Consider the following 23,029-nt stretch of genomic DNA (forward strand, 5'->3'; position numbering starts at 1 on the left):
TCCGATTGTTGCGGGTTCAATCGGTGTCATGACTACTGACAACAACACCCTTGTTCTCGGCGCGACAGGCAAGACCGGGCGCCGCGTCGTCCCCAGGCTGCGCATCCGGGACGTCCCCGTGCGCGCCGCGTCCCGGTCCAGCGCCACCCGCTTCGACTGGTCCGACCCCGGCAGCTGGGACGGCGCCCTGCAGGGGGTCGCAGCCGTCTATGTCGTGCCCCCGACCGTCGTCGGACCCGTGCACGACTTCGTCGCTCGGGCCGAGTCCGCGGGGGTGCAGCGCCTGGTTCTGCTGTCGGGGCGCGGCGCCGACACCTGGGGTGATTCCACGTTCGGGCTGGACATGCGCGACGCCGAGGACGCGGTGCGCAGCTCATCGCTGGAGTGGACCATTCTGCGGCCCAACAACTTCGCCCAGGACTTCGACGAGGACGTGTTTCACGCCCCTCTCCTGGCAGGTGAGCTGGCACTGCCGGCCGGTGATGTCCCCGAGCCGTTCATCGACCTCGAAGACGTCGCCGACGTCGCGGCAACAGTGTTGACCCAGCCCGGCCGCCATGCCGGACAGATCTACGAGATGACCGGACCGCGCGCTCTGACCTTTGCCGATGCCGTCGAGCTGATCTCCAGGGCCACTGGACAACTCATCACCTACAAGCAGGTCTCTCCTGCCGAGTACACCGCCGGGTTGGTCGAGGAAGGCCTCAGCGAGGGCGACGCCCAGCATGTCGCCGACATGTTCGTGATGATGGACCGCGGACTCTTAGCGGACACCACCGACGGTGTCGCCACCGTGCTGGGACGGGACCCTCGCACGTTCGAGGATTACGTCGTGCGGACCGCCGCCAGTGGAGCGTGGCGGCGATGAGCACCGATTCGCTGACCGGGGAGGACCTCGAACTCCTCCGGCGGCCCCTGTACGGTTTCCTGTCCGTGGCCGCCGGCCCGGTCCCGGCGCAGCCGCGGCCGGTGTGGTTCGAGGTCACTGCCGAGGGCACCATCCAATTGTTCACCGGCCCGGACACGGTGAAGATTCGTCGACTGCGACGCGACCCCCGCGCCTCGCTCGTCGTCGCGGCCCCCGTGGGTGAGCGGGAGCGCTGGGTCTCGGTGGCCGGCCGGACCACGGTGGAACCCGATGGCGCGCACGATCTGGCCGCGCGTCTGGCGGCCCGGTACTGGGACCTCGACGACCCGACCCGCGCCCGCGACTTCACGGAAATCATGGCCGAGGACTACGTTCGCCTCGTCATCCACCCGGAGAGCGTGAGTCGCTTGACGTTCTGACCGGCACGTCGGCCACCGCAGACTGCGCACCGTAGGCCCGGGCGACGTCCATCAGCGCCGAAGCCGGGGCCGTCAGGTGGATGCGGCGACTGACAGCGGCCACATGCAGGTAGGACTCCGGGACGATGCGCTGCACCCGGGCCCCGGACCTTCGGGCTGTGCGGGTCCACGCCGACGGCATCACCGCTTGGCCGAACCCGTTGATGACCATGGGCAGGATCGATGTCCGGTGGGCGATCTCGGCGGCGATCGTGACCTGGACGCCTTCAGCGAGCACCTCGTCGACGAGTGCGCGCATCAGGGAGCCGCGTTGCGACACGATCAGCCGGCTACCGCTGAGTTCGTGCCGGTGCACGACACCGCCGTCGGGGCCGCCGTCCGGCCCTGAGATGAGCACCAGCGCTTGGCTTTCCAGCGGCACCACTGCCAGATCTGCGGCCAGCACCGGCTCCGGCGAGCCCAGGATTCCGATCTCAGAGCTCCCCGAGCGCACACTTCGGATGATCTCCTCGGGGGTGAAGCCCGCTTGGGAATTGATGGTGACATGTGGATGGCTCTGGGCGAACGTCGTCAGAATCGTGGTCAGCGGTTCCATGCCCGGTGAAGGCATCGTGATCAGATCCACCCGGCCACCGCGGAGCTGCCTGAGTTCGTTCATCGCTTCGCGTGCTTCGTCGATGTCACGCAGCACCACCCGCGCCGGGCCGACCAGCGCCCGGCCCGCGTCGCTGAGCACGACACCGCGGTTGACGCGGTGAAACAGCGGCATGGCGAGCTCGCGCTCGAACCCTGCGATCGCTTGGGACAGTGACGGCTGCGCAACCATCAACTCCTCGGCCGCCTTGCTGAAGCCTCCGTGATCAACCACGGCGAGGAAGAACTTCAACTGCCTAACCTCCATCGAACCGCCCTTTCAGCTCGCTTTATAGGCCCAGCCTATGACTCGGATCGCAATTACGTCTTGGACGCGGCAAGCCGGGGAGACGTGGAATAGGGACGAAGTGGTGTGACCTGCACTACACCGACCCTTCCAGGAGACCCCATGGCCCAGCAGACGTTCAAGATCGCCGCGATCCCCGCCGACGGAGTCGGTAAGGAGGTCGTAGCCGCAGGAAGGCGCGTACTCGACCGCCTCGCCGAGCAGTCCGACGACCGCTTCGAGTTCGAATGGACCGAATTCCCATGGGGATGTGAGTACTACGAGCAGACCGGTCGGATGATGGCCGCCGACGGACTCGAGACGCTTCAGCCCTTCGACGCGATCTACTTCGGCGCGGTGGGTTGGGAGAACGTACCGGACCACATCAGCCTGTGGGGTCTGCGCCTGGCGATCACCCAGGGCTTCGACCAGTGGGCCAACATCCGGCCGGTCAACTTCCTGCCCGGTGTCACCTCGCCGCTCCGCAGGGCCGACGACACCGAGCTGAATTGGGTTGTCGTCCGGGAGAACAGCGAAGGGGAGTACGCCGGGCTGGGTGGCCGAAATCTCAGCAGCCGCGGGCCCGGCAACGAGGTCGCCCTGCAGACAGCTCTGTTCACCGAAAAGGGGTGCGAGCGGATCATTCGTTTCTCCTTCGAACTGGCACGCACCCGCACGGTCAAGAAGGTCTCCAGCGTCACCAAATCCAATGCCCAGCAGTACGGAATGGTGTTGTGGGACGAAGTCTTCGCCCGAGTCGCGCAGGATTATCCGGATGTCGAGACCGAAAGTGTGCTCGTTGATGCGATGAGCGCCAAGTTCGTGTTGCACCCCGAGCAGCTCTCCGTCGTCGTCGCGTCCAACCTCAACGCCGATATTCTCTCCGATCTCGGCTCTGCCCTCGCCGGCAGCCTCGGCCTCGCCTCCAGCGCAAATTTCAACCCCGAGAGGCGCTTTCCGAGCATGTTCGAACCGGTGCACGGCACCGCCCCTGACATCGCCGGTCAGGGCATCTGCAACCCGATCGGTGCCATCGCCAGCGCCGCCTTGATGCTCGCGCACCTCGGGCTCGCCGCTGAGGCGCGCCTGATCGATGCAGCGATCGAAGCCACCACCGCCGGCGGGGTGTTGCCTCGGGACCTCGGGGGCACCGCCACCACTGAGGAGCTCACCGACGCGATCATCGCTGCTCTGAGCCCTGCACTGCTCGACGCCTGACCCGAGACGACCCGGTAGACGAGAGGGGAGATACCCGTGCGAGTCCTCATCGCCCCTGACAAATTCAAGGGCAGCCTTTCGGCCGCCGAAGTCGCCGCACACCTGGCCTCGGGGCTCGCTGATGCAGGTGTCGACAGTGACATGCTGCCGCTGGCGGACGGAGGCGACGGCAGCATCGACGCCGCCGCCGCAGCGGGGTTCTCCCGTGTCGAATGTTCGGTGCGCGACGCGCTCGGACGACGACACCGCGCCGCCATCGCCATACGGCAGAACACCGCTGTCGTCGAGCTCGCCGGGACCTGCGGGTTGGCGACTCTGCCGCCCGGACAGCTGGCACCGATCCAGGCATCCAGCCACGGATTCGGTGAGGCCCTCGTCCACGCCGTCCGATCAGGCGCCCGCACCCTCGTGTTGGCACTCGGCGGCAGCGCCAGCACCGATGGCGGTGTCGGAATGCTTGCGGCACTGGGGTTTCAGTTCCGGGATGACCGCGGCCGCCTTCTCGACCCATCCGCGGGAAACCTCGGCCGAATCCACACTGTCGACTCGACGCGCGCCGTCGATCTCGAGGACATCGACGTGGTCGTCGCCACGGACGTCATCAGCCCCCTGCTCGGCGGGACGGGCGCAGCGGCGGTCTTCGGTCCGCAGAAAGGAGCGACAGGCAATCAGATTGCTGAACTCGAGGCCGGGCTGCGGAATTTCACCGAGGCCGCCCGCCGGTCCGGTTGGACGGATGCCGAGGACATTGCCGTATCCGCCGGAGCGGGTGCGGCAGGAGGATGCGGATTCGCGGCAGCACTGCTGGGCGCGGATCTGGTCTCGGGCGCGGACTTCTTCCTCGACCTGCTGGGGTTCGACCACCATCTGTCCGGCACCGACATGGTGATCACCGGTGAAGGCAGACTCGACGATCAAACCCTGGCCGGCAAGTTGCCGGCCGCAGTCCTACAGCGAGCGGCGCTCCTTCCGGTCGTCGCGGTTGTGGGGCGGGACGAACTTCGTTCCGACCGTGAACGATTCGTCGCGATACACGCCGTGGCCGACCTGACTGACGTGGACACCGCCTCAGATCGCATCCGTACCTCCGAACTACTGCGCGTCATCGGGGCCCGGATCGGCCGGTCACTACCGCTGGTCACTCAGCGGGCCTGATTCCTCACATCCAACTCACTCCACGGAGAAGCCATGACAACCGCACATCAAGGTCGGCGCACTGACGTCGACAAGGCACTGCTTGGCAGCGCCACCTACCGCAGTCTCGGGGAGCAGAAACTCTCTCCTGCCGAGGAGCGCTTCGAGAAGGGCCGGCGCACCATCGGCCTCTTCCTGGCCCCGCTGGTCACCATCGTGTTTCTTGCGCTACCGCTGAGCATGGAACCCCAGCAGCAGACCCTGGCGGGCGTCCTGCTGGGCGTCATCATCCTGTGGATCTCCGAGGCAGTACCCATCCCGATCGGCGGATTGCTGGGTGTCGCCGTCGTCGTTTTCCTGGGCGTCGCCCCCGCCGACGACGTCCTCGGCGCCTTCGGCTCCTCGACCATCTTCACCTTCATCGGCGCGTTCATCCTCGCGCAGGCCATGCTCAAACATGGTCTGGCCCGGCGGTTCGCGTTCCGCATCCTCGCGCTACCGCGCGTCGGGCAGTCGACCACGGGCGTCATCGTGGCATTCGGCGTGATCACCGCGCTGCTATCGGCTTTCGTCTCCAACACCGCGACCGTCGCCATGATGCTGCCCACCGCTTTGGGAATTCTCGGTGTCATCGCCAAGCTCATGCAGGATCGCGGAATCGTCAAGGAGGACTTCGACCCACTGCGGCTTCGGGTGGGGGCTGCGATCATGCTGATGCTCGCCTACGGGGCCAGTGTTGGCGGCCTCCTGACACCGGTCGGTAGCCCCCCGAACCTGATCGGGCGCGGTCTGATCGAAGAAGCCACGGGCGAGCGCATCAGCTTCGCGCAGTGGGTCGCGATGGCCGCACCGATCTGTCTCCTCATGTTTGTCGCTTTGGCGTTCATCGTGATTCGACTCAATCGTCCGGAGCTCAAGCGCATCGACGGTGTCGCTGACTACGTCGCCGAGCAGCGGGCGGAGATGGGCAAGCTCTCTCGCGCCGAGAAGAACACCCTGATCGCCTTCGGAGTCACCGTCAGCTTGTGGATCTTTCCCGGCATCGTCGCGCTCATTGCCGGCAACGACTCAGATGTCTACACCTTTGTCAGCGACCGCCTCGACGAAGGCATGGTAGCCGTGTTCGGCGCGGCACTGTTGTACCTGCTGCCAACCGACTGGGCCCAGCGGGAGTTCACCCTGCGCTGGCGCGATGCCGCCGATATCGACTGGGGCACCATCGTTCTGTTCGGGACCGGCATCATCTTCGGCGCCCTGCTCGCTGCGACCGGACTCGCCGAGACGATCGGCACGTCCGTCGACAGCGCGCTCGGTCTGTCCAGCATCGTGCCCATCACGATCTTTGCGGTGATCCTGGCCATCGTCGTCTCGGAGACGACCAGTAACACCGCCTCGGCTGCGGTGGTGGTGCCGATCATCATCCCGGTGGCGATCGCAGCGGGGGTCAACCCCTTCGTGCCCGCGCTGGCTGCCACATTCGCCGCATCATTCGGGTTCATGTTGCCGGTGTCCACACCGCAGAACGCCATCGTCTACGGATCCGGGGCGGTGCGGATAACCACGATGATCCGCACCGGCTTCTCGTTCGACATCCTGGGCGCCATCCTCATCATCGTCGCCCTGCCCGTGATGATCGCCTTGATCGGATTAGGCGGCTGATCGGGGGCGTTCAGCCGGCGACCGCGGTTCCACAGATACCGCAGACCTCGAACTGCCTGCGCTTCCAGCGTGCCACCGGGATGAAGAACAACGTGAACTGCTTGAACTCCCGGACACGCGCCCACTGCGTGGTGTTGTGGCACCTCGGACATGTCCGAACCTCCCCGGCGCCCAGGTGCTTCTGCTTGGTGCCGTAGCCGAAGAGAAAGAACAACATGGCACCAGAGTAGGGATCGTCGTCCGATGTTCAGCGACTCGCGCACCTCACGGCGACACTGATGACGTTCCAGATTCCGCGGGTGTGGTGAGTCGTTCGTCTGCCGCAGCCTGCAGCTGTGCACGAGCACGGCGCACCGCCCACCACGTGACCAGAAGTGCCAGCGCCAGCAGCGGGTAGCCCATGGCGATCCGCGCGACCGCCAACCAGCCGGTGGAACCGGCGTCGTAGAGCCAGTCCTGGACGACGTAGCGCGCAGTGAACACCGCCACGAACGTCAGGGTCGCGATGTCAAAAGCGTGCAGCGCCTTGCGGTCTGTATGCCACACCGTTCGCTCCCCTGCGCTGGTGAGCGCATTCCAGATCACGCCCACCAGGGGCCGCCTCACGACCACGGAAACCGCGAACACGACGGCGAACGCCACACTCATCCAGATGCCCGGGAGGAAATAGCCCTCCGCTGAGCCGGTGTAGAACGCGATCAGCGATGCGACGGCGACCCCCAGCAGTCCCGAGACGGCCGGCTGGATCGGCTGCTTACGCACTTTCCTCAGCACGATCAGGCCGACGCTGGCGCTGATGGCCACGACCACGGCAGCGTCCAATCCCGCGATCGCGTTGGCGATCACATAGGCGAAGGTCGGCACGCTGGCCGCCACCAGCCCCGACACTCCGCCCATCTGTTCCAGAAGGGTCTTCGGCTTCTCCGCTTCGGTCATGCGTTCCCACCACCGAGGTGTTCGGCGAGGAACCGATCCACGGCCCGGTACATGTCGATCACGTTGTCGGGGTTGAGGAACCCGTGCCCCTCGTCTTCTTTGACCATGTACTCGACGTCGACTCCGCGGTCCCGCAGCGCCTCCACGAGGTTGTCGGATTCGGCCTGAACGACTCGAGAGTCGTTGGCGCCCTGCACCACCAGCAGTGGGGTGCGGATCTGATCCACCCGGGTGATCGGGGATCGGGCCAGCATGTCCGCCTCCTGCTGCGGGTCATTGGGGTCCCCGACGAACAGGTGCCAGTTGTTGGCCAGATGCGGCCGGGCGATCTCGGGAAGGGTCCGCATGAAGTTCGCCAGGCTGGAGATGCCCACATAGTCGATGGCCGCGGCGAACACGTCCGGGGTGAAGGTGACACCGACCAGCGCGGCGTACCCGCCGTAGGAGCCACCGAAGATCGCCACCCGATCGCGATCCGCATAGCCCTGCTCTACGGCCCAGTTCACTCCGTCGATGAGGTCGTCGTGCATCTTGCCGGCGAACTCGCCGATCGCCGCCTTCACGAAGCCCTGCCCGTAGCCGGTGGAACCCCGAAAGTTGACCTGCAGCACGGCGTAGCCGCGGTTGGCCAGGAGCTGCACGTCGGGCTGGAACCCCCAGGAGTCACGGAACCACGGACCGCCGTGGACAAGCAGCACCAGCGGTGCCGGGCCCGTCGCACCCAACGGCAGCGTCAGGTACGAATGCAGATCCAGCCCGTCGCGGGAGCGGATGGTGACCGGCTTCATCGGCGCCAGCGCCTCGGGATCCAGATGCGGGAGCGGCCGGAACAACTCCCGGCTCTCGCCGCTCGCATGGTCGTAGTAGTAGGTGACTCCGGGCTCCCGATCGTGGATGAAGCTGACCACCCAGCGGTTCCCGGTGTCGTCCGAGGAGATCTTGCCCAGGTCGCCGTCGGACAACGCCTCCAAGTTCTCGAGCACGTCGGCGAAGTCCGGATCCAGCGGCTGAATCACCTGTCGCTCGCCGAGATAACGGACTGCGAGCAGCTCACCGGTCCGTTGGCTGAGGATCAGTGGCTGGGGAAGTACGGGGGCGACGCCCCCCATCGGGTCGATGCTGAAGTTCGGATGGTGGTGGACATCGGTCTCCTCACCGGTGGCGACGTCCAACCGCACCAGCGTCGTCCGGTCCGGATTCCGGTTCGAGCCGAGCCACAAGCCCTTGCCGTCAGGCGTGACCACCATCGGCCAGATGCTCAACGTGTAATCGGCGCCGTCGTACACCGCGAGGGTGCGAAGTGCCTGCTGGTCGGGCTCCCATGTCGACAGTTCGACGTCACCGTCGGTGGTCAAGGAGTAGCCGAACAGGTCACCGTTGCGGCTGGCGAACCAGCCGGCAACCTTTCCGGGATTCTCGGCGAGCAGGGTCAATTCGCCGCTGGCGATGTCGAGTTCGTACGCGTCGGCGAGCAGCGGCGTCCGTTTGGTCATCCCGACCATGGCTTTGCCGGGGCGGCCGGGCAGCAACTCGAAATAGGTCCTGATCCCCGGAAACGGCGTGAGATCGACGGCCGGCGCCGCCGGGTCGTCGAGATCGACGCGGTAGATGTGCCAGTTCTCGTCGCCGCCGCTGTCCTGGGTGTACAGCATCCACCGCGGATCATCAGTCCACTGGTAGTTGATGACGCTGCGGGTCGCGTCGGCGGTGACGCAACGCGGCTCAGTTCCGCCGTCCACGTCCTCCACCCAGACGTTCAGCCGGTTCTTCCACGGTGCCAGGTAGGCGATCCTGGTGCCGTCCGGCGAGATCGTCGCCAGGGTTCGTACTGGTGGAGCGAAGAGATCCTCAACCGGGAGGTGCGCGTGTGTTGCCATGTTCCCAGGACACACCCGGACGCTGCGGCACAGTCAAGCCGACGACTGTGGACAATGGAGCGGTGGCATGGAGTACCCGCGAAATTGCTGAGCTCGCGGGCACCAGCCTGCGCGCAGTTCGGCATTATCACCAGGTCGGTCTGCTCGAGGAGCCGGAACGGCGCAGCAATGGCTACAAGCAGTACGGCGTCGCCCACCTGGTGCGGCTGGTGCGGATCAAACGACTCACCGATCTGGGTTTCTCACTGACCCAGATCGCCGACATGGACGACACCGACGACCATCCCGAAGAAGCGCTGCGGTCCCTGGACGCCGAACTCGCCGCCACCATCGATCGGCTGCAGCGCGCCCGGGTGGAGTTGGGTCTGATTCTCGAGAAATCCGCGCCCACCGACCTGCCACCCGGTTTCGTACCGCCGAGCGCGATGGCCAAGATGTCCGATGCCGATCGTTCGCTGGTCATCGTGCTGACCCGTGTGCTCGGGCCGCAGGGACTTGAGATCTACGCCGACCTTCTGCAGAACGCTCCCGACGAGCCGGCGTCACTGGCGTTCGACGATCTACCGGACGACGCCGACGAGGCGACACGCCAAGACATCGCCGAGGGCCTGGCTCCGTACATCCACGCAATCTACGAAGCACACCCCCGGCTGCTCGAATCCCGGACGGATGCCCCGAAGGGCGAGCGTTTTGTCGACGAGACCATCGCCGAAGCGATGTCAGAGCTGTACAACTCGGCACAGCTCGATGTCCTCCGCCGCACCCGGGAGATCATGCGCGCCAACGCTGATTGGGACGGATCAGCCCGCTAGCGGCGGCAGCGGCAGCGGCGCCGGGCGGTAGCTCGGCGGTTCGGAGCCGTGCAGATGCCGAACGAAGAAGTCCCACGTGCGCTTCACGAAATAGTGCTGGCGGCCGATCAGGGCGTGTTCGACTCCCGGGATGATCACCATGTCGAAGTCCTTGTCCGCCTTGATGAGCGCATCCGCCAGGCGCATCGTGTGGGCGGGCTGAACGTTGTCGTCCAGCTCGCCGTGGATGAGCAGCAGTTTGCCCGCCAGATTGCCGGCCAGGGGCACGTTGGAGATCGCCTGCTTCCCCTCGTCGCTCACGTCACCGTGGTAATGCTCGGCCCACATCGTGAGGTTCACCGCGTTGTCGTGGTTGCCGGACACCGCGACCGCGACCCGATAGAGGTCGGGGTACATCAGCACGGCGCGGGCCGCGGCGAAACCGCCCGCGGACTGGCCGGTGATCCCGACCCGCCCGGTGTCGAGCCACGGATACCGGTGGCCGAGTTCGCGGATTGCGGCGATATGGTCATCCAGCGCGCCGGCGTTGCCCAGGTCGCCGTAAGAGTGATCGTGAAAGGCCTTGCTGCGCCCCGCGGTTCCGCGGCCGTCGATCGCGACTGCCACAAAGCCCAACGCGGCATAGGCTTCTGGTTCGCCGAAGTGCATCTCGTTGAACGACGGGCCCGCCCGGAAGTTCTGCGGCCCGGGATAGATGTGCTCGATCACCGGATAGCGTCGCTGCGGGTCGAACCCGTGCGGTCGCCACAGCAGGCCGTAGATCGGGGTCTTGCCGTCGGCGGCGGTCACACGGAAACGCTCGGGCGGACGCCATCCGACCGCTTCCAGCGCAGCGGTGTCAGGGGATTCGAGCTCCACCAGAACCTGCCCGTCACCGTCGAGGACCACCGTATGCGGCGGTTGACTCGACGTCGACGCCCGGTCCACCAGGTAGCCGCCTTCGGGTGGACTCACCGCGTCGTGATCGACGGTGTCGTCGGTGATCCGGGTGAACCCGGAGCCGTCGAGACCGATCCGGCAGATCTGGCGGACGTACGGGTCGTCCTCGACGAGCCCACCCGCCAGGAACCACACCTGTCGGCGATCTTCGTCCACCCACAACACGCGACGGACCAGCCACTGCCCGGTGGTGACCTGGGTGACCTGATGCCCATCGGCTGAGTAGAGATAGAGATGCCCCCAACCGTCACGCTGCGACCACCACAGGATCTCCCCGGAGTCGAGCACCCGCGTCATCGGCGGCTCACCCAGCAGCGGAGTCGGATCCACCCGGGTTTCGCCGGTCTCACTGATCAACGTGGTCGTCTCGCCAGTGGTCGGGTCGACGCGGCGCAACTCCAGCGTCCGGGCATCACGCGATTGGTGAAGGTAGTGCACCGATTCTCCGGATTTGCCCGTCCACCATGGGTACACGATGGCGCTCGGATGCGTGACCGTCGTCGGCTCGCCCTGCTGCCGGACCACCGTGCGCTCGACGACGTCCAGGACGGTCCACGACATGCTCGCCTGCGACTCTTCCCCCGGCATCGGGTAGCGGGAGCGGTGCTCGACCGGGCGTCCGCCGTCGTACGGCGCGGACTCGACGAGCACCAGCTCAGGCAGGTCGCGCTGGTCGAGGCGATGCACCAGAATTCGGGTCGAATCCGGCGACCAGTGCAGCACGATGGGCTGCGGCAGTCCGAGAATGCGCATCAGCGAACGCGCGCCGGTCGCCTCGGGCAGTCCGCCGTAGTCGAACTGCGGTTCGGCGTCGTCGGTGAGCGGGAACTCCTGCTCGCCGTCACGCGCGCCGTCATGCGCCCCGTCCGATTCCCCGGGTCGTTTCGCTCCCGCCCGCCGGACCCAGATGTTGCCGTCGCGACTGAATGCCACCCACGACTTGTCCGGCGACGGCACCTCGTCGAGTGCGTGCTGATGGTCGTCGTCGGCTCGGGAACACGTGCCGGCAGTGTCCGACCATTCCCACGCGGACCCGAACGCGGTGAACCGCGTCGTATCGCCGTCGCCGAGTTCGACCCCGGTGATCGGCAGGTCATCGGCGGTGACGGCATGACCGGAGGCCTCGGACAGGGCGCCCGCCAGCCGATCGTGGTCGAATGCGTCGTCGCGGCTGCCGTCTCGGGGATCGACCACCACGAAGCGACCACCGACCTGGTAGGAGAATCGTCTTCCCTCGGAGAGCCATTCCGGTGTCACCGTGGTGCCGGGGACCCGCCTCAATCGGTACGGGGCGAGCATCTGCTCGGCACGCGCGTAATCGGAGTCGGTCAGGCGCACGCTCGGCTGTGTCGTGTTGTTGTCCGTCACGACTCGAGGAAACACCGTGCCGTCGCGGCATGGTCAAGATCGGCGACGTGCGGTTGACTCCGCCGCGGCGTCACAGTGTCCGCTTGAGGCATGTCGCTGGTCGCCGCCGCCTACCTCGGCTCACACTTTCTGAGCCTGTTCGGTAACGGGATCGCTGCTGTGGCGCTACCGCTGATCGTGTTGCAGACCACGGGTAGCCCACTGAGCGTTGGCGCCGTCTCGGCGGCGACCGCCGTTCCCGCGTTGCTCGTCGGGTTGACCGCAGGCATCGTGCTCGACCGCCTCAACCGCCGGACCTGTTCGGTGCTCGCCGATATCGTGTCGGCGGTGGCCGTCGCCGCCATCCCGCTGGTCGATGTGTTCTGGGGTTTGAACATGGGGTGGTTCATCGCGCTCGCGATCGCCGGCTCTTTCGGCGACGTTCCAGGGATGACCGCGCGCCAGGTGCTGGTACCGGCGGTGGCCAGGCATACGGGCGTGACACTGGAGAGACTGGTCGGCCTGCGTCAGTCGATGACGTCGATAGCGCTGGTGATCGGGCCTGCGGCCGCCGGCACTCTGCTGTCGCTGTTCGATGGCAGCACCGTCCTGTACCTCACCGCAGCGACGTCGGCTGCCGCGGCACTGCTCACCCTCGTGATGCCACACCGGCTCGGTGCCGTCGACCAGGCTCCCGCACAGCGAGAGTCTCTGTGGGCTCAGCTGACGGCGGGAGCGGCAGCGCTTCGCCACAGCCGATTCCTCAGCGGCACAGTCGCTCTGACCGTGGGACTGGTGATCGTGATCGGCGGGTTGCAGGGCCTGGTGTTGCCGCTGTACTTCAGCCAGCTCTCCCGGCCTGACCTACTGGGGTTCGTGCTGACGGCGCTGGCAGTCGGGATGTTCTGTGGCACAGTCATTTTTGCGACCGTGGGGGCACGCCTGCGGCGACGGTTCTGGATGACCTCCGCCCTGATCGGCACCACCGCGGGGCTTGGTCTGATCGCCACGCTGACCTCGCCCGCGGTGGTGTTCGCGGGGGCGGCCCTGATCGGTGTCGGCAACGCGGTGCTGGGCGCCGTGTTGGGTGTGTTGCAGGCCGAGCGAATAGCGGATTCGGTGCGCGGACGGGTGCTCAGCGTGCAGAACGCGCTACTTCAGGTCGCCGCGCCCGCCGGTATCGGACTTGCCGCGGTGGTCGCCGAGTACGCGTCACCGGTTGCCGCCGCATGCACCGTCGTCGCGGTCTGGGTCGCGGTCGCGGCCGCCGTGCTGATATCCCGGGCACTCACCGATCTGGAACCGGCCGACGATATCGACGGGCGACCTGCCGAATCGACGGTCCGACGCTAGTGCGCCTGCGTGTCCGGGATCCGAGGGGCAGGGAATTCCGCGCTGCAGACCCGAGTTGGGTACTGATCGATACCGAAGTGCACCTGTCAGTTCTGCGCCGAGCCAACGGGTCACAGCACGGCAAGCCCACCATCGACAGGAGACAGACCATGGGCACCTCCGCCCCCGAGCATTACACCCACACGTCACCGAAACCGCTGACCGGGCACCGTGCGCTGGTCACCGGAGGCTCCCGCGGCATCGGCGCCGCCATCGTGCGCCGCCTCGCCGGCGACGGAGCGTCGGTGGCCTTCACCTACAACTCGTCGCCGGAGCGCGCCCAGGAAGTGGTTGCGCTGGCCTCGGAGTCGGGTTCGACGGTGGCCGCGCTGCACGCCGACAGCGCAGACGCCGAGGCGATGCGTGGTGCTGTCGATGAGACCGCCCGCCGCCTGGGCGGGTTGGACATCCTCGTCAACAACGCCGGCGTCGCACACATGGCGCCGATCGAGTCCTTTCCCCTGGACGAGTTCGATCGTCTGGTGGCCGTCAACGTGCGCGGTGTGTTCACCGCCGTTCAGGCAGCCGTGCCGCATATGGACGGCGGTGGTCGCATCATCACCATCGGTAGCGTCAGTGGCGATCGCGTGAACGTGCCGAACCTCTCGGTGTATGCGATGACCAAGGCCGCGGTCTCGGGACTGACGAAGGGGTTGGCACGTGAGTTGGGTCCGCGGGGCATCACGGTCAACAACATCGCGGTAGGTCCCACCGCGACAGAGATGAACCCGGACGACGACGGCGACCTCGCCCGCGTCAATCGCGCATCACTGGCCATCGGCCGCTACGGTCAGGCACACGAAATCGCCAGTGTGGTGGCCCATCTCGCGCTTCCGGAGTCGGGCTACGTGACCGGCGCGACGTGGACCGTCGACGGCGGATTCAACGCCTGAGCAAGTCCCTCCGCTAGCCTTGATAGATCGTTCTAGCCGGTGGCGATATGCTTCCCCTCAGCCAGCACAAGGAGGGACCGTCATGGCAGATCCGAGCACCCGCGACCGGATACTGGAGGCGACCGCCGAGCTCTACCGACGCCAGGGCATGTCCGCGACCGGCCTCAAACAGATCTCGAGTGCGGCCAAGGCACCCTTCGGCTCGATCTACCACCACTTCCCGGGCGGTAAGGAAGCGATCACCGCTGAGGTCATCCGGTCCGAAGGAGTCCGCTACGGCGAGTTCGTCGGGACTCAGCTGAGGCACACCGACCCCGCCAGTGGGGTTCCTACATTGTTCGCGAACGCGGGCAAGCTGATGGAATCGCAGGACTACAGCGAGGCATGCTCCATCGAGACCATCGCCTTGGAGGTGGCGAGCACCAACGACCACCTCCGGCAGGAGGCCGCCCGGGTCTTCGAGATCTGGCTGGGCGCGCTCACCCAGTGGTTTGCACAGCTCGACGTGTCCGAGGAGCAGAGTCGACAGCTGGCCCTGGTCACCCTGACAGCACTGGAGGGCGCGTTCGTGCTCTGTCGCACGCTGCGCTCCACCGAGCCCATCGTCGCCGCCGGCCACGGCGTCCAGGCGGCCGTGTCGGCCGCGCTTGCAGCGAAAAGCACTGAGAGGCAGCGGCTCTGATCAGCTGCCCTGTCTACATCTCAGGTCGGACGTTTCATGCTGAATGCGGTTTCGGGCCCGATCTCGCAGTAGCCGGCAGGTCCGCCTGCACGCAGGATCGGCCGGGGACCGGTGGTGTCGTACACACCGTCGACCAACCACTGCGGGTCGATGTGGACGGCGATGACCTGACCGAGGACCAACCAGGCGTCGACCGCGTCGCCTTCGGTGTCGCTGAGCCTGATGAGTTGCGTGAGCCGGCATTCGAAGTTGACCGGACTCTCGAGCACACGCGGTGCGGCGACAAGGCTGGACGGGACCGCGGTCAGTCCGCTGCGGTCGAACTCGTTGTCCTCGGGAGGAAGTGTGGCGGCGGTTTCGTTCATCGCCGTCGCGAGTTCGCGGGTGGCGAGGTTCCAGACGAATTCGCCGGTGGCGTCGACGTTGGCCACGCTGTCCTTCCAGCCGATCGACGAGAACCCGACGATCGGTGGGCGGTAGTTGAAGCCGTTGAAGAAGCTGTAGGGGGCGAGGTTCTGTACGCCGGCAGCGTTCTGGCTGGAGATCCAGCCGATCGGCCGGGGGCCGACGATCGCGTTGAACGGATCGTGGGGCAGCCCCGGTCCGTCCTCGGTTCGATAGAAGTGCGCCCCTGCGCCGGCCATTGGATATCTCCCTACATCTCTGCGACACGGCCGTTGTCGACCAGCCACGAACGATCCAATCGCACGTTCTGCAGCATCCTGCGGTCATGCGTCACCAACAGCAAGGCACCCTCGTAGGTTTCGAGCGCCTGCTCGAGTTGCTCGATGGCCGCGAGATCGAGGTGGTTGGTGGGCTCGTCGAGAACCAACACGTTGGTGCCGCGAGCCTGTAACAACGCCAGTCCGGCGCGGGTCCGCTCACCGGGCGAGAGATCGTCCACCGCGCGTTCGACATGGTCGGCACCCAGTCCGAACTTGGCAAGCAGCGTGCGTACCTCGGCCGTCGACCACGACGGCACTCGCTGCTCGAAACGGTCGACAAGTCGTTCGTTTCCGGTGAAATCGGCACGCGCCTGGTCGATTTCACCGATGGCCACATTGGCTCCCAAACTCGCACGGCCGTCATCGGGCTGACGGCGGCCAAGGAGCAGACGTAGCAGTGTCGACTTGCCGGCCCCGTTGGGGCCGGTGATGCCGATCCGCTCACCGGAATCGACCTGAAGTGACACCGGACCCAAGACGAAGTCGCCTTGGCGCACAACGGCATTGTCGAGTGTCGCCACCACCGCGCTCGACCGTGGCGCCGTGCCGATCGTGAACTCCAGTGTCCACTCCTTGCGCGGCTCGACGACCTCCTCGAGACGGGCGATCCGGCTCTCCATCTGGCGGACCTTCTGCGCCTGCTTCTCACTGGACTCCGTCGCCGCGCGCCGCCGGATCTTGTCGTTGTCGGGTGACTTGCGCATGGCGTTGCGGACACCCTGGCTCGACCATTCCCGTTGGGTGCGTGCCCGCGCCACCAGGTCGGCTTTCTTGTCGGCGAACTCCTCGTACTCTTCCCGCCGGTGCCGACGCCCGACCTCACGCTCCTCGAGATAGCTCTCGTAGCCGCCGCCGAACACCGTGGTGGTGTTCTGCGCGAGGTCCAGCTCGAGTACCCGAGTCACGGTGCGGGCCAGAAATTCCCGATCATGGCTCACCAGCACCACGCCACCGCGCAGCTCGCCGACGAAGCGCTCCAGCCGGGCGAGTCCGTCGAGGTCGAGATCATTGGTGGGCTCATCGAGCAGGACGATGTCGAACCGCGACACCAGCAGCGCGGCCAAGCCCACCCGCGCCGCCTGCCCACCTGACAGATCCGTCATCAGAGTCGATCCCGGTCGCACCGCATCGGAGCCCAGGCCCAGGTCGGCCAGCACGGCGGGCACCCGTTCGTCGAGGTCCGCCGCCCCGGTGGCGAGCCAGTGGTCCAGCGCGGCGGAGTACGTGCCGGCCGGATCCGCACCGGCGGAACCATTCTCCGGCTCTGCCAGTGCCGCCGCTGCTGCGTCCATGGCCCGCGTCGCTTCCGTGCATCCCGCACGCCGTGCGATGTACCCGGCAACGGTTTCCCCGGGAACGCGCTCGTGCTCCTGCGGCAGCCATCCGACGAACGCGTCGCCCGGCGTGATGCTGACGGTGCCCTCGAGCGGTTCCAGGTCACCGGCGAGGATCCTCAGCAGGGTGCTCTTGCCGGCTCCGTTGGCGCCGACGACTCCCAGGACATCACCCGGCGCCACGGTCACATCCAGCCCCTCGAAAAGGGTGCGGTGGGCGAAACCGCCGGCCACATCCTTCGCGACAAGCGTTGCGGTCATGGCCCAATGGTCTCATCGTGGGCGTGCCGGCACGCACCGGCGGCACGAGGTCTGTGACCAGAGCATGACCGCGCCGGACTCATGGTCTGTTCCCCGACCCGCGTGGGTAGACCATCGTGATGGCACACATCAACAGCTCCGGATTCGCTCACGTCCGACTGACCGTCACCGACATCGGCCGATCCAAGAAGTTCTACGACGAGCTCTTCGGGTGGCCGAAAGCCATCGATGCGTCGGCTCAGGCGGCGGAGCCCGGCGTCAAGGATTCCGCCGAACAGTTCTACGGCGGCGTCGTCTATCAGACGCCGCAGGGCACGCTCTTCGGGTTACGTCCGGTGGGCGATTCCGCGTTTGATTCCACGCGAACGGGCCTCGACCATGTCAGCTTCGCCGTGTCGGCGCGTTCCGATCTCGAGGCCGCTTGCGAGGCGTTGGCCGCGGCCGGCATCACCCACGGCGAGATCATCGATCTGGACGATGCCGGCATCGCCATCCTGTCGATCCAGGATCCCGACGACATCAACATCGAGCTGACCGCACCCCTCGGCTGAGCCTCTGTGGCCCCTACCAGCCGGCGCGGGTGGCCAGATCGATGGCGTACTGGTTGACGAAGGTCCCCGCACTCGGCGCGCCTCGGCAGGAACCGTCGGACTCACCGGGTCGCTTGACCCACAGGAAGGCGTCGACCTGAGGGTTGCCGGTCGCCGTGGTGGGCGCGACGCCGAGTGCGCGGCCGCTGGGATTGCACCAGTACAGCTCATCGTTCTCCACCGGCCCGGCGCCGTTGCGCGAGGTGTCGATGACGAACGGCTTGCCGCCCGTCATTCCCGAGATCGCGCCGCCGTAGCCGAAGTTCTCGTCGGTGGTGAAGAAGTTCGCGGTGTTGAGGCTGAAGCCGCGGGCCTTCGCGACGCCGACCCGGTTCAGCCGATCGGCCATCACGTCGGCGGCCACCCAGCGGGGATGACCGGCGTCGACGTACACGGCGGTGGCTGGATTGCGGGTCAGCGTGTCGACGGCGTACCCGATGAGGTCATAGCGCTCCTGCTGCTGGGCGTCCGACAGGCAGTCGGCCATGGCGAGCGCGTCGGGCTCGAGGATGATCGCCGCCGGTCCTGAACCGATGGCGGCGGCGACTCCGTCGATCCAGCTTCGGTAGGCCCCGGCCGACCCGAACCCACCTGCGGCGTAGCTGCCGCAGTCGCGATTGGTTATCCCGTAGAGCGCAAGAATCGGCATGGTGCCGGCGGCCTGCGCGTCGGCGATGTACTTCGCGTCCACGGACGGGGTGGAGAGGTGGTCCATCCAGTACGCGGTCGGCGTGTTGACGACAGCCGCCAGCAGCGGGTTCGGATCGCCGGCCGCCGCGCGTGTGCCCTTCGAGTTCGGGTTGACGTAGAAGGGCAGGCCGACCAGCGGGTTCGCCTCGCTGGCGAGGCGCACTGCCGGACCTGAACCAGTATGCAGTGGGGCGGCGGCGACGCCCATTCCGACGACGACGGCGACCGTCATGACAGGAGCGACCCACCGTGCGACAGCGCCGGCTATTGAGGACATCACCCCTGGGAAGTTAGTAGCGCTCCGCGATAAGCGCCAATCGCGCTCGGCACTCGCGATGGTGGGGTTCGAATCAGGCCGTGGCAGCGGCGTAACGGGCGGAGACCTCGTCCCAATCGACCACCTGCCACCACGCGTTGAGGTAGTCGCCCCGGCGGTTCTGGTGCTTCAGGTAGTACGCGTGCTCCCAAACGTCGTTACCGAGCAAGGGGATTCCTCTGACTTCGGCGACGTCCATCAGCGGGTTGTCCTGGTTGGGAGTCGACGTGACAGCGAGTTCGCCGTTCGGCTCGACGATCAACCACGCCCATCCGGAGCCGAAGCGCTTGGTACCCGCCTCGTTGAACACCGACCTGAAGGCCTCCATCGACCCGAACTCCTGGTCGATGGCAGCCTGCAGTTCCGGCGACGGCCCACCGACAGTGCCGGGCGAGGTCATCGTCGTCCAGAAGAAACTGTGATTCCAGTGCCCGCCTGCGTTGTTGCGAACCGCTGCGGGCATCGTGCCCGCCGTGGCGACCAACTGCTCCAACGGAACTCCTTGCAGCGCAGGGTCGGCAGCCACCGCCGCGTTGAGTGCGTCCACGTAGGCCTGGTGATGCCTGTCGTGGTGGATGGTCATGGTCTCGGTGTCGATCACCGGCTCCAGCGCGCCAGGTGCGTAAGGCAGAGGCGGCAGGGTGAACGCCGATTGCGCAGCAGCGGGTGCCGCCGCGTGCGTGGCTGCCGCCCCCGGGACGATCAGGGCGACGGCGGCGGCCAACAGGACGAGGTGACGGCGCATTCTGCGGATCTCCAATCACGGGCTTCGGGTCCCTCACAGGGACTTCGCAGGTGCATATCCACTCGTTTGCGCAGGCAAACATCTGTACCGCACCGGGCGGTTCGATCAGGTGTTCAAAGATCAGTCGCCGGCCGGTCAGGCCTGTAGTCCGTCCCGCAATTCGGCGAGCGCCCGCGTGAGCCCGACTCTCGGGGTCCAACCCCAGCGGCGCGCACGGTCAGCGACGATCTGGCCGGTCCATGCAGGTTGCTGCTCCCACACGATGTCGATCCCCAACGCGTCGGCCACGGCCCCGAAGTAGTCGCGCTGCGTCGCCGGCCCATCGGCGGCGCTGACCACCGTGCAACCGCTCTCGAGCGGACCTCGTTCAGGGTCGGTGGACGTCTTGATCCGCCCTGTCGCGAGATCGGCGAGTAGGGCCGCGAGATCGTCGACGTGCACCCACGCGAATGTCTTTCCCGGGACGGCGTGGCGTGCGGACTCGGTTGTCGCCATCTCGCGCGGGCGAAGCGAGTTCCAGATCGAGGTCTCGCCGGGGCCGAGGATGGCCGGCGGCCGCACCAGGACGCGGGTCAGATCGTCGAGCGCGGCGAGGGCGGCGTCGGTGTCGCGTTTGGTGACGGCATAGTCGCCCGCATCGTCGTCCACCAGCGCCGCTGACTCGTCGACCTCACCGACGCCGGGCGACCGGTCGTAGACGGCGGCGGTCGACATGTGAACCAGACGGTCGACGCCGGCGGCCCGGGCCGCCCGCGCCATCACCGGGGTGCCGTCGACGGCCACTCGATGCTGGTTCTGCCGATCAGAGCCCATCGGATGCACGGTCGTGACGACGGCGCCGGCCCCGACGACCACGACAGCGGCGAAGTCCGGGTCACCGAAGCTCCCCACCCACTCCTCGACACCGCTGAGGTTCGGTGCGGTGCCCGCGCGGCGTACGACAGCGCGCACTGCGACCGCGCGTTCCACCAACGCGGCGCAGGTACGCGCACCGACAAAACCGTTCGCTCCGGTGACGACGACGGGTGAGAGGTGATCGGCGACCATCTGCCCACCATGCCAGCTACGCGTGAACTTCCCCGGTGAGACACCGGGCGCCTGATTGTCTTCTGAATGAGACGCATTCACGAAGCTGTTGCGGTCGGGCTGCCCCGCCTGCTAAACCTGACGGGTTGGAGTGATGTAGAACACACTTTGAGGAGACTCGATGCGCTCACCGACCCGCGAGACCGAGGCGCTGACGTCCGGAACCGGGGGCACCGCCGGGTCCGGCAGGTTCATCGGGCGGGTCGGCGCGCTCGCGGTCTTCCTCGGCGTCGGTGCGGCACTTGCCATGCCGTCCGCGCACGCAGACAGCGACGACTCGTCCGCGGGTTCGTCGTCTACGAGTTCGTCGTCCTCGAGTTCGTCGTCGAGTTCGTCGTCAGACTCGGCGACTGAGTCCACCGGAAGAAAGTCCAGGACTTCTTCAGCGTCGTCATCGTCGACGACCGATTCAGACGACACGGCCCAGACCTCGGACAGGGAGGCCGCCGAGAGCCCCCGCCCCGGAAAGCGCAGCGAGCCTGCGGGCGATCCTGACGAAGCCGCGGAGTCGGAATCCGCTGACGACGAGTCCGACAACAACACCTCGACCGAACCCCCTGACGCACCGGAGGACGAGGGCTCCGTGACCACACAAGTGCCGGTCGCCGAGGTGCAGATCGTCGAGTCCTCCGCGCGGTCGGCCCCGGAGGACCCCGCCGAGGCCCCGCTCGCGTCACCGGCCGAATGGGCGATGGCGGCGGCGACGCGGCGGGAGGTCGGCGTCGAGGCCAACACCGCGGTTGCGCAGCCTCAGGCCACCGTGAGCATCAACAGCAGCGCTCTGACAAACCAGGTGAGCCCACTGGGCACACCCGAACAGATCGCCCGCGAGAAGATCGCCATGCAGACCGCCAACTCGCTACCGGTGGCCTTCATGAAACTTGTTCTCCGGATTGGTTTCCTGGCCGCCGCCAAAGAACAGTTCGCCCTTGTCGGCGGTCCCGACGCCGCGAACCTGGACGCGCTGGACCGGGCCGTCGACGAGTACGCGCTCGCCGCAGCGTTCCAGCAGCAGATCCTCAATCCCATGGATCCGGCCGTCGTCACCCAGGTCGCGCCGCCGCACAGCTGGTACGGGATCGATGTCGGCGGCTCACGTCTGCTCTACGACAACCCCGATACGATCTACCGCTTCATGCCCGTCAACAAGACGTCGGAATATGTGATCACCGGCCGCCTGTACGACGGGATCCCCGCGGACACCACGTTCAGCGTGCTCGAGGGAACCGCCGGCACGACGTCGACGATCCTGACCCTGAGCGACCTGGACGTCGACGACGACGGCACGTTCGTGATCACCGTCAGCGGTGCCCCCGCCGCGCCCGGCCAGCGGAACCACCTGCAGCTGACCTCCAAGTCCACCCTGATCGCAGCCCGAGACACGTTGGGCGACTGGACAGTCGAGGATCCGATGGGGTTGGCGGTGCACCGTGTCAGCGGTCCCCGCAACAGTCTGTTCGCTCAACTCGGGGGGTTCGTTCTGCTGGGCGGGCTGGTCAACGACAGTCCGCTGTTGACGTCGCTGGTGTCGCTGATACCGCCGCTGGGCATCGCCGAATCACGTTTCGTCCGGGGCACGCTGACCGCGCTGCTACTGGTGGTCAGAGGCGCGGAGCAGGCCAAGTACATGGCGTTGGCGACGACCGATCCCGACACCGGTGAGCTCCGGGCCCCCAACGTGATGACTCAGCCGGCCAGCAACGCCGAGTTCCTCGCCAACCAGCTGCAGAGCAATGGCTACTTCCAACTGGCCGATGACGAGGCCCTGGTGCTGACGATCGACCCGGGCAACGCCGGGTTCTTCACCGTTCCGGTCTACAACGACTGGACGATCACCGACGACTACTGGAACCAGCAGACGAGCCTGAACGACGACCAGGCCGTCGCCAACCCGGACGGCACCTACACCATGGTCGTCTCGGTGACCGATCCCGGTGTGGCCAACTGGATTTCGACCGGCGGGCTGAACCAGGGCATCATCTCGATGCGGTTCCAGAACCTCGACCCGGAGTCCAGCGACGCACCGGGTGTGCAATCGGTCGTGGTCAAACTCGAAGAACTCGACGAACATCTGCCCGCGGGCACGATCTACGTCACGGCCGCGGAGCGGGCGGTACAGCTGGCGACACGCAAAGCCGGCTTCGACAAGCGTTGGGCGCCCTATCCCCAGGTCTGAACCGGACGTCT

At 66.7% G+C, this 23,029-nt stretch carries 22 protein-coding genes; 11 read left to right on the forward strand and 11 right to left on the reverse strand.

Annotated features, from left to right (window positions below):
* Positions 1 to 28: 28 nt before the first annotated feature.
* Positions 29 to 868 carry an NAD(P)H-binding protein gene (locus ABDC78_RS28775; RefSeq protein WP_178358108.1) on the forward strand — a complete coding sequence of 280 codons (840 nt, stop codon included), beginning with the start codon at positions 29 to 31 and terminating at the stop codon, positions 866 to 868.
* Complete coding sequence (locus tag ABDC78_RS28780; protein WP_178358107.1) at positions 865 to 1,287, forward strand: pyridoxamine 5'-phosphate oxidase family protein; 423 nt, start codon at positions 865 to 867, stop codon at positions 1,285 to 1,287. The genes ABDC78_RS28775 and ABDC78_RS28780 overlap by 4 nt, the downstream gene beginning before the upstream one ends.
* On the opposite strand, the gene ABDC78_RS28785 is transcribed toward ABDC78_RS28780, so the two are convergent.
* Positions 1,250 to 2,188: a LysR family transcriptional regulator gene (locus ABDC78_RS28785; protein WP_178358106.1), complete on the reverse strand. Its 939-nt coding sequence runs from the start codon at positions 2,186 to 2,188 to the stop codon at positions 1,250 to 1,252. The genes ABDC78_RS28780 and ABDC78_RS28785 overlap by 38 nt on opposite strands.
* Before the next feature lie 141 nt (positions 2,189 to 2,329).
* Between ABDC78_RS28785 and ABDC78_RS28790 the strand changes: the two genes are divergently transcribed.
* The 3 genes from ABDC78_RS28790 to ABDC78_RS28800 are packed head-to-tail and all read left to right on the forward strand — an operon-like array spanning position 2,330 to position 6,217.
* Positions 2,330 to 3,424: a tartrate dehydrogenase gene (locus ABDC78_RS28790; RefSeq protein WP_178358105.1), complete on the forward strand. Its 1,095-nt coding sequence runs from the start codon at positions 2,330 to 2,332 to the stop codon at positions 3,422 to 3,424.
* A 36-nt stretch (positions 3,425 to 3,460) separates the two neighbouring features.
* Complete coding sequence (locus tag ABDC78_RS28795) at positions 3,461 to 4,579, forward strand: glycerate kinase (protein ID WP_178358104.1); 1,119 nt, start codon at positions 3,461 to 3,463, stop codon at positions 4,577 to 4,579.
* A gap of 33 nt (positions 4,580 to 4,612) precedes the next feature.
* Positions 4,613 to 6,217 (forward strand): DASS family sodium-coupled anion symporter, encoded by a 1,605-nt coding sequence (locus tag ABDC78_RS28800; RefSeq protein ID WP_178358103.1) that lies wholly within the window; start codon positions 4,613 to 4,615, stop codon positions 6,215 to 6,217.
* Between the two features lie 10 nt (positions 6,218 to 6,227).
* Here ABDC78_RS28800 and ABDC78_RS28805 read toward each other — a convergent pair whose 3' ends face one another.
* From ABDC78_RS28805 to ABDC78_RS28815, 3 genes are read right to left on the reverse strand one after another with little or no spacing between them, the layout of a single operon-like run.
* Positions 6,228 to 6,434 carry a zinc-ribbon domain-containing protein gene (locus ABDC78_RS28805; RefSeq protein WP_178358102.1) on the reverse strand — a complete coding sequence of 69 codons (207 nt, stop codon included), beginning with the start codon at positions 6,432 to 6,434 and terminating at the stop codon, positions 6,228 to 6,230.
* Positions 6,435 to 6,481: 47 nt separating this feature from the next.
* Positions 6,482 to 7,153, reverse strand: coding sequence for a DUF3159 domain-containing protein (locus tag ABDC78_RS28810; protein WP_178358101.1), 672 nt, complete (start codon positions 7,151 to 7,153; stop codon positions 6,482 to 6,484).
* Entirely contained in the window at positions 7,150 to 9,030 is a 1,881-nt protein-coding gene (locus tag ABDC78_RS28815; RefSeq protein ID WP_178358100.1) for a S9 family peptidase, read from the reverse strand. Before ABDC78_RS28815 ends, ABDC78_RS28810 begins: the two co-directional genes overlap by 4 nt.
* Before the next feature lie 62 nt (positions 9,031 to 9,092).
* Between ABDC78_RS28815 and ABDC78_RS28820 the strand changes: the two genes are divergently transcribed.
* Positions 9,093 to 9,842, forward strand: a complete 750-nt coding sequence (locus tag ABDC78_RS28820; RefSeq protein WP_178358099.1) for a MerR family transcriptional regulator — start codon at positions 9,093 to 9,095, stop codon at positions 9,840 to 9,842.
* Here the strand turns inward: ABDC78_RS28820 and ABDC78_RS28825 are convergent.
* Positions 9,831 to 12,080, reverse strand: coding sequence for a prolyl oligopeptidase family serine peptidase (locus ABDC78_RS28825; RefSeq protein ID WP_178358253.1), 2,250 nt, complete (start codon positions 12,078 to 12,080; stop codon positions 9,831 to 9,833). The genes ABDC78_RS28820 and ABDC78_RS28825 overlap by 12 nt on opposite strands.
* Positions 12,081 to 12,239: 159 nt before the next feature.
* Between ABDC78_RS28825 and ABDC78_RS28830 the strand changes: the two genes are divergently transcribed.
* The 3 genes from ABDC78_RS28830 to ABDC78_RS28840 all read left to right on the forward strand — a co-directional run bounded on the left by ABDC78_RS28830 (position 12,240) and on the right by ABDC78_RS28840 (position 15,095).
* Entirely contained in the window at positions 12,240 to 13,481 is a 1,242-nt protein-coding gene (locus ABDC78_RS28830) for an MFS transporter (RefSeq protein ID WP_178358098.1), read from the forward strand.
* A 149-nt stretch (positions 13,482 to 13,630) separates the two neighbouring features.
* Entirely contained in the window at positions 13,631 to 14,413 is a 783-nt protein-coding gene (locus tag ABDC78_RS28835; RefSeq protein ID WP_178358097.1) for a 3-oxoacyl-ACP reductase family protein, read from the forward strand.
* 82 nt (positions 14,414 to 14,495) lie between these two features.
* Complete coding sequence (locus ABDC78_RS28840; protein WP_178358096.1) at positions 14,496 to 15,095, forward strand: TetR/AcrR family transcriptional regulator; 600 nt, start codon at positions 14,496 to 14,498, stop codon at positions 15,093 to 15,095.
* A 20-nt stretch (positions 15,096 to 15,115) separates the two neighbouring features.
* Here the strand turns inward: ABDC78_RS28840 and ABDC78_RS28845 are convergent, their stop codons facing one another.
* Positions 15,116 to 15,739 (reverse strand): flavin reductase family protein, encoded by a 624-nt coding sequence (locus ABDC78_RS28845; RefSeq protein WP_178358095.1) that lies wholly within the window; start codon positions 15,737 to 15,739, stop codon positions 15,116 to 15,118.
* Positions 15,740 to 15,750: 11 nt separating this feature from the next.
* Positions 15,751 to 17,415: an ABC-F family ATP-binding cassette domain-containing protein gene (locus ABDC78_RS28850; RefSeq protein WP_178358094.1), complete on the reverse strand. Its 1,665-nt coding sequence runs from the start codon at positions 17,413 to 17,415 to the stop codon at positions 15,751 to 15,753.
* 119 nt (positions 17,416 to 17,534) lie between these two features.
* On the opposite strand from ABDC78_RS28850, the gene ABDC78_RS28855 reads away from it, so the two are divergent.
* Complete coding sequence (locus ABDC78_RS28855) at positions 17,535 to 17,966, forward strand: VOC family protein (RefSeq protein ID WP_178358093.1); 432 nt, start codon at positions 17,535 to 17,537, stop codon at positions 17,964 to 17,966.
* A gap of 13 nt (positions 17,967 to 17,979) precedes the next feature.
* Here ABDC78_RS28855 and ABDC78_RS28860 read toward each other — a convergent pair whose 3' ends face one another.
* From ABDC78_RS28860 to ABDC78_RS28875, 4 genes are all read right to left on the reverse strand, one after another.
* On the reverse strand, positions 17,980 to 18,972 hold the full coding sequence (locus tag ABDC78_RS28860) for a glycoside hydrolase family 6 protein (RefSeq protein ID WP_178358252.1): 993 nt from the start codon (positions 18,970 to 18,972) through the stop codon (positions 17,980 to 17,982).
* Between the two features lie 73 nt (positions 18,973 to 19,045).
* The gene (locus tag ABDC78_RS28865) at positions 19,046 to 19,756 is read right to left on the reverse strand and encodes a superoxide dismutase (RefSeq protein ID WP_178358092.1); all 711 of its coding nucleotides are present in this window, start codon (positions 19,754 to 19,756) and stop codon (positions 19,046 to 19,048) included.
* A 135-nt stretch (positions 19,757 to 19,891) separates the two neighbouring features.
* Entirely contained in the window at positions 19,892 to 20,803 is a 912-nt protein-coding gene (locus ABDC78_RS28870; RefSeq protein WP_178358091.1) for an NAD(P)-dependent oxidoreductase, read from the reverse strand.
* Between the two features lie 111 nt (positions 20,804 to 20,914).
* The gene (locus tag ABDC78_RS28875; RefSeq protein WP_347133267.1) at positions 20,915 to 21,262 is read right to left on the reverse strand and encodes a hypothetical protein; all 348 of its coding nucleotides are present in this window, start codon (positions 21,260 to 21,262) and stop codon (positions 20,915 to 20,917) included.
* Positions 21,263 to 21,425: 163 nt separating this feature from the next.
* On the opposite strand from ABDC78_RS28875, the gene ABDC78_RS28880 reads away from it, so the two are divergent.
* Complete coding sequence (locus ABDC78_RS28880) at positions 21,426 to 23,018, forward strand: DUF1214 domain-containing protein (protein WP_347133268.1); 1,593 nt, start codon at positions 21,426 to 21,428, stop codon at positions 23,016 to 23,018.
* Positions 23,019 to 23,029: the final 11 nt, after the last annotated feature.

Origin of the sequence: Mycobacterium sp. DL (genome assembly GCF_039729195.1) — a bacterium.
Taxonomy (GTDB): domain Bacteria; phylum Actinomycetota; class Actinomycetes; order Mycobacteriales; family Mycobacteriaceae; genus Mycobacterium; species Mycobacterium hippocampi_A.

Bases quoted from the DNA above. Each gene is read 5' to 3' on its own strand.
- ABDC78_RS28775 (WP_178358108.1), top strand. From the start codon at position 29: ATGACTACTGACAACAACACCCTTGTTCTCGGCGCGACAGGCAAGACC.
- ABDC78_RS28780 (WP_178358107.1), top strand. From the start codon at position 865: ATGAGCACCGATTCGCTGACCGGGGAGGACCTCGAACTCCTCCGGCGG.
- ABDC78_RS28785 (WP_178358106.1), bottom strand. From the start codon at position 2,188: ATGGAGGTTAGGCAGTTGAAGTTCTTCCTCGCCGTGGTTGATCACGGA.
- ABDC78_RS28790 (WP_178358105.1), top strand. From the start codon at position 2,330: ATGGCCCAGCAGACGTTCAAGATCGCCGCGATCCCCGCCGACGGAGTC.
- ABDC78_RS28800 (WP_178358103.1), top strand. From the start codon at position 4,613: ATGACAACCGCACATCAAGGTCGGCGCACTGACGTCGACAAGGCACTG.
- ABDC78_RS28805 (WP_178358102.1), bottom strand. From the start codon at position 6,434: ATGTTGTTCTTTCTCTTCGGCTACGGCACCAAGCAGAAGCACCTGGGC.
- ABDC78_RS28810 (WP_178358101.1), bottom strand. From the start codon at position 7,153: ATGACCGAAGCGGAGAAGCCGAAGACCCTTCTGGAACAGATGGGCGGA.
- ABDC78_RS28815 (WP_178358100.1), bottom strand. From the start codon at position 9,030: ATGGCAACACACGCGCACCTCCCGGTTGAGGATCTCTTCGCTCCACCA.
- ABDC78_RS28825 (WP_178358253.1), bottom strand. From the start codon at position 12,080: ATGCTCGCCCCGTACCGATTGAGGCGGGTCCCCGGCACCACGGTGACA.
- ABDC78_RS28830 (WP_178358098.1), top strand. From the start codon at position 12,240: ATGTCGCTGGTCGCCGCCGCCTACCTCGGCTCACACTTTCTGAGCCTG.
- ABDC78_RS28835 (WP_178358097.1), top strand. From the start codon at position 13,631: ATGGGCACCTCCGCCCCCGAGCATTACACCCACACGTCACCGAAACCG.
- ABDC78_RS28840 (WP_178358096.1), top strand. From the start codon at position 14,496: ATGGCAGATCCGAGCACCCGCGACCGGATACTGGAGGCGACCGCCGAG.
- ABDC78_RS28845 (WP_178358095.1), bottom strand. From the start codon at position 15,739: ATGGCCGGCGCAGGGGCGCACTTCTATCGAACCGAGGACGGACCGGGG.
- ABDC78_RS28850 (WP_178358094.1), bottom strand. From the start codon at position 17,415: ATGACCGCAACGCTTGTCGCGAAGGATGTGGCCGGCGGTTTCGCCCAC.
- ABDC78_RS28855 (WP_178358093.1), top strand. From the start codon at position 17,535: ATGGCACACATCAACAGCTCCGGATTCGCTCACGTCCGACTGACCGTC.
- ABDC78_RS28860 (WP_178358252.1), bottom strand. From the start codon at position 18,972: ATGTCCTCAATAGCCGGCGCTGTCGCACGGTGGGTCGCTCCTGTCATG.
- ABDC78_RS28865 (WP_178358092.1), bottom strand. From the start codon at position 19,756: ATGCGCCGTCACCTCGTCCTGTTGGCCGCCGCCGTCGCCCTGATCGTC.
- ABDC78_RS28870 (WP_178358091.1), bottom strand. From the start codon at position 20,803: ATGGTCGCCGATCACCTCTCACCCGTCGTCGTCACCGGAGCGAACGGT.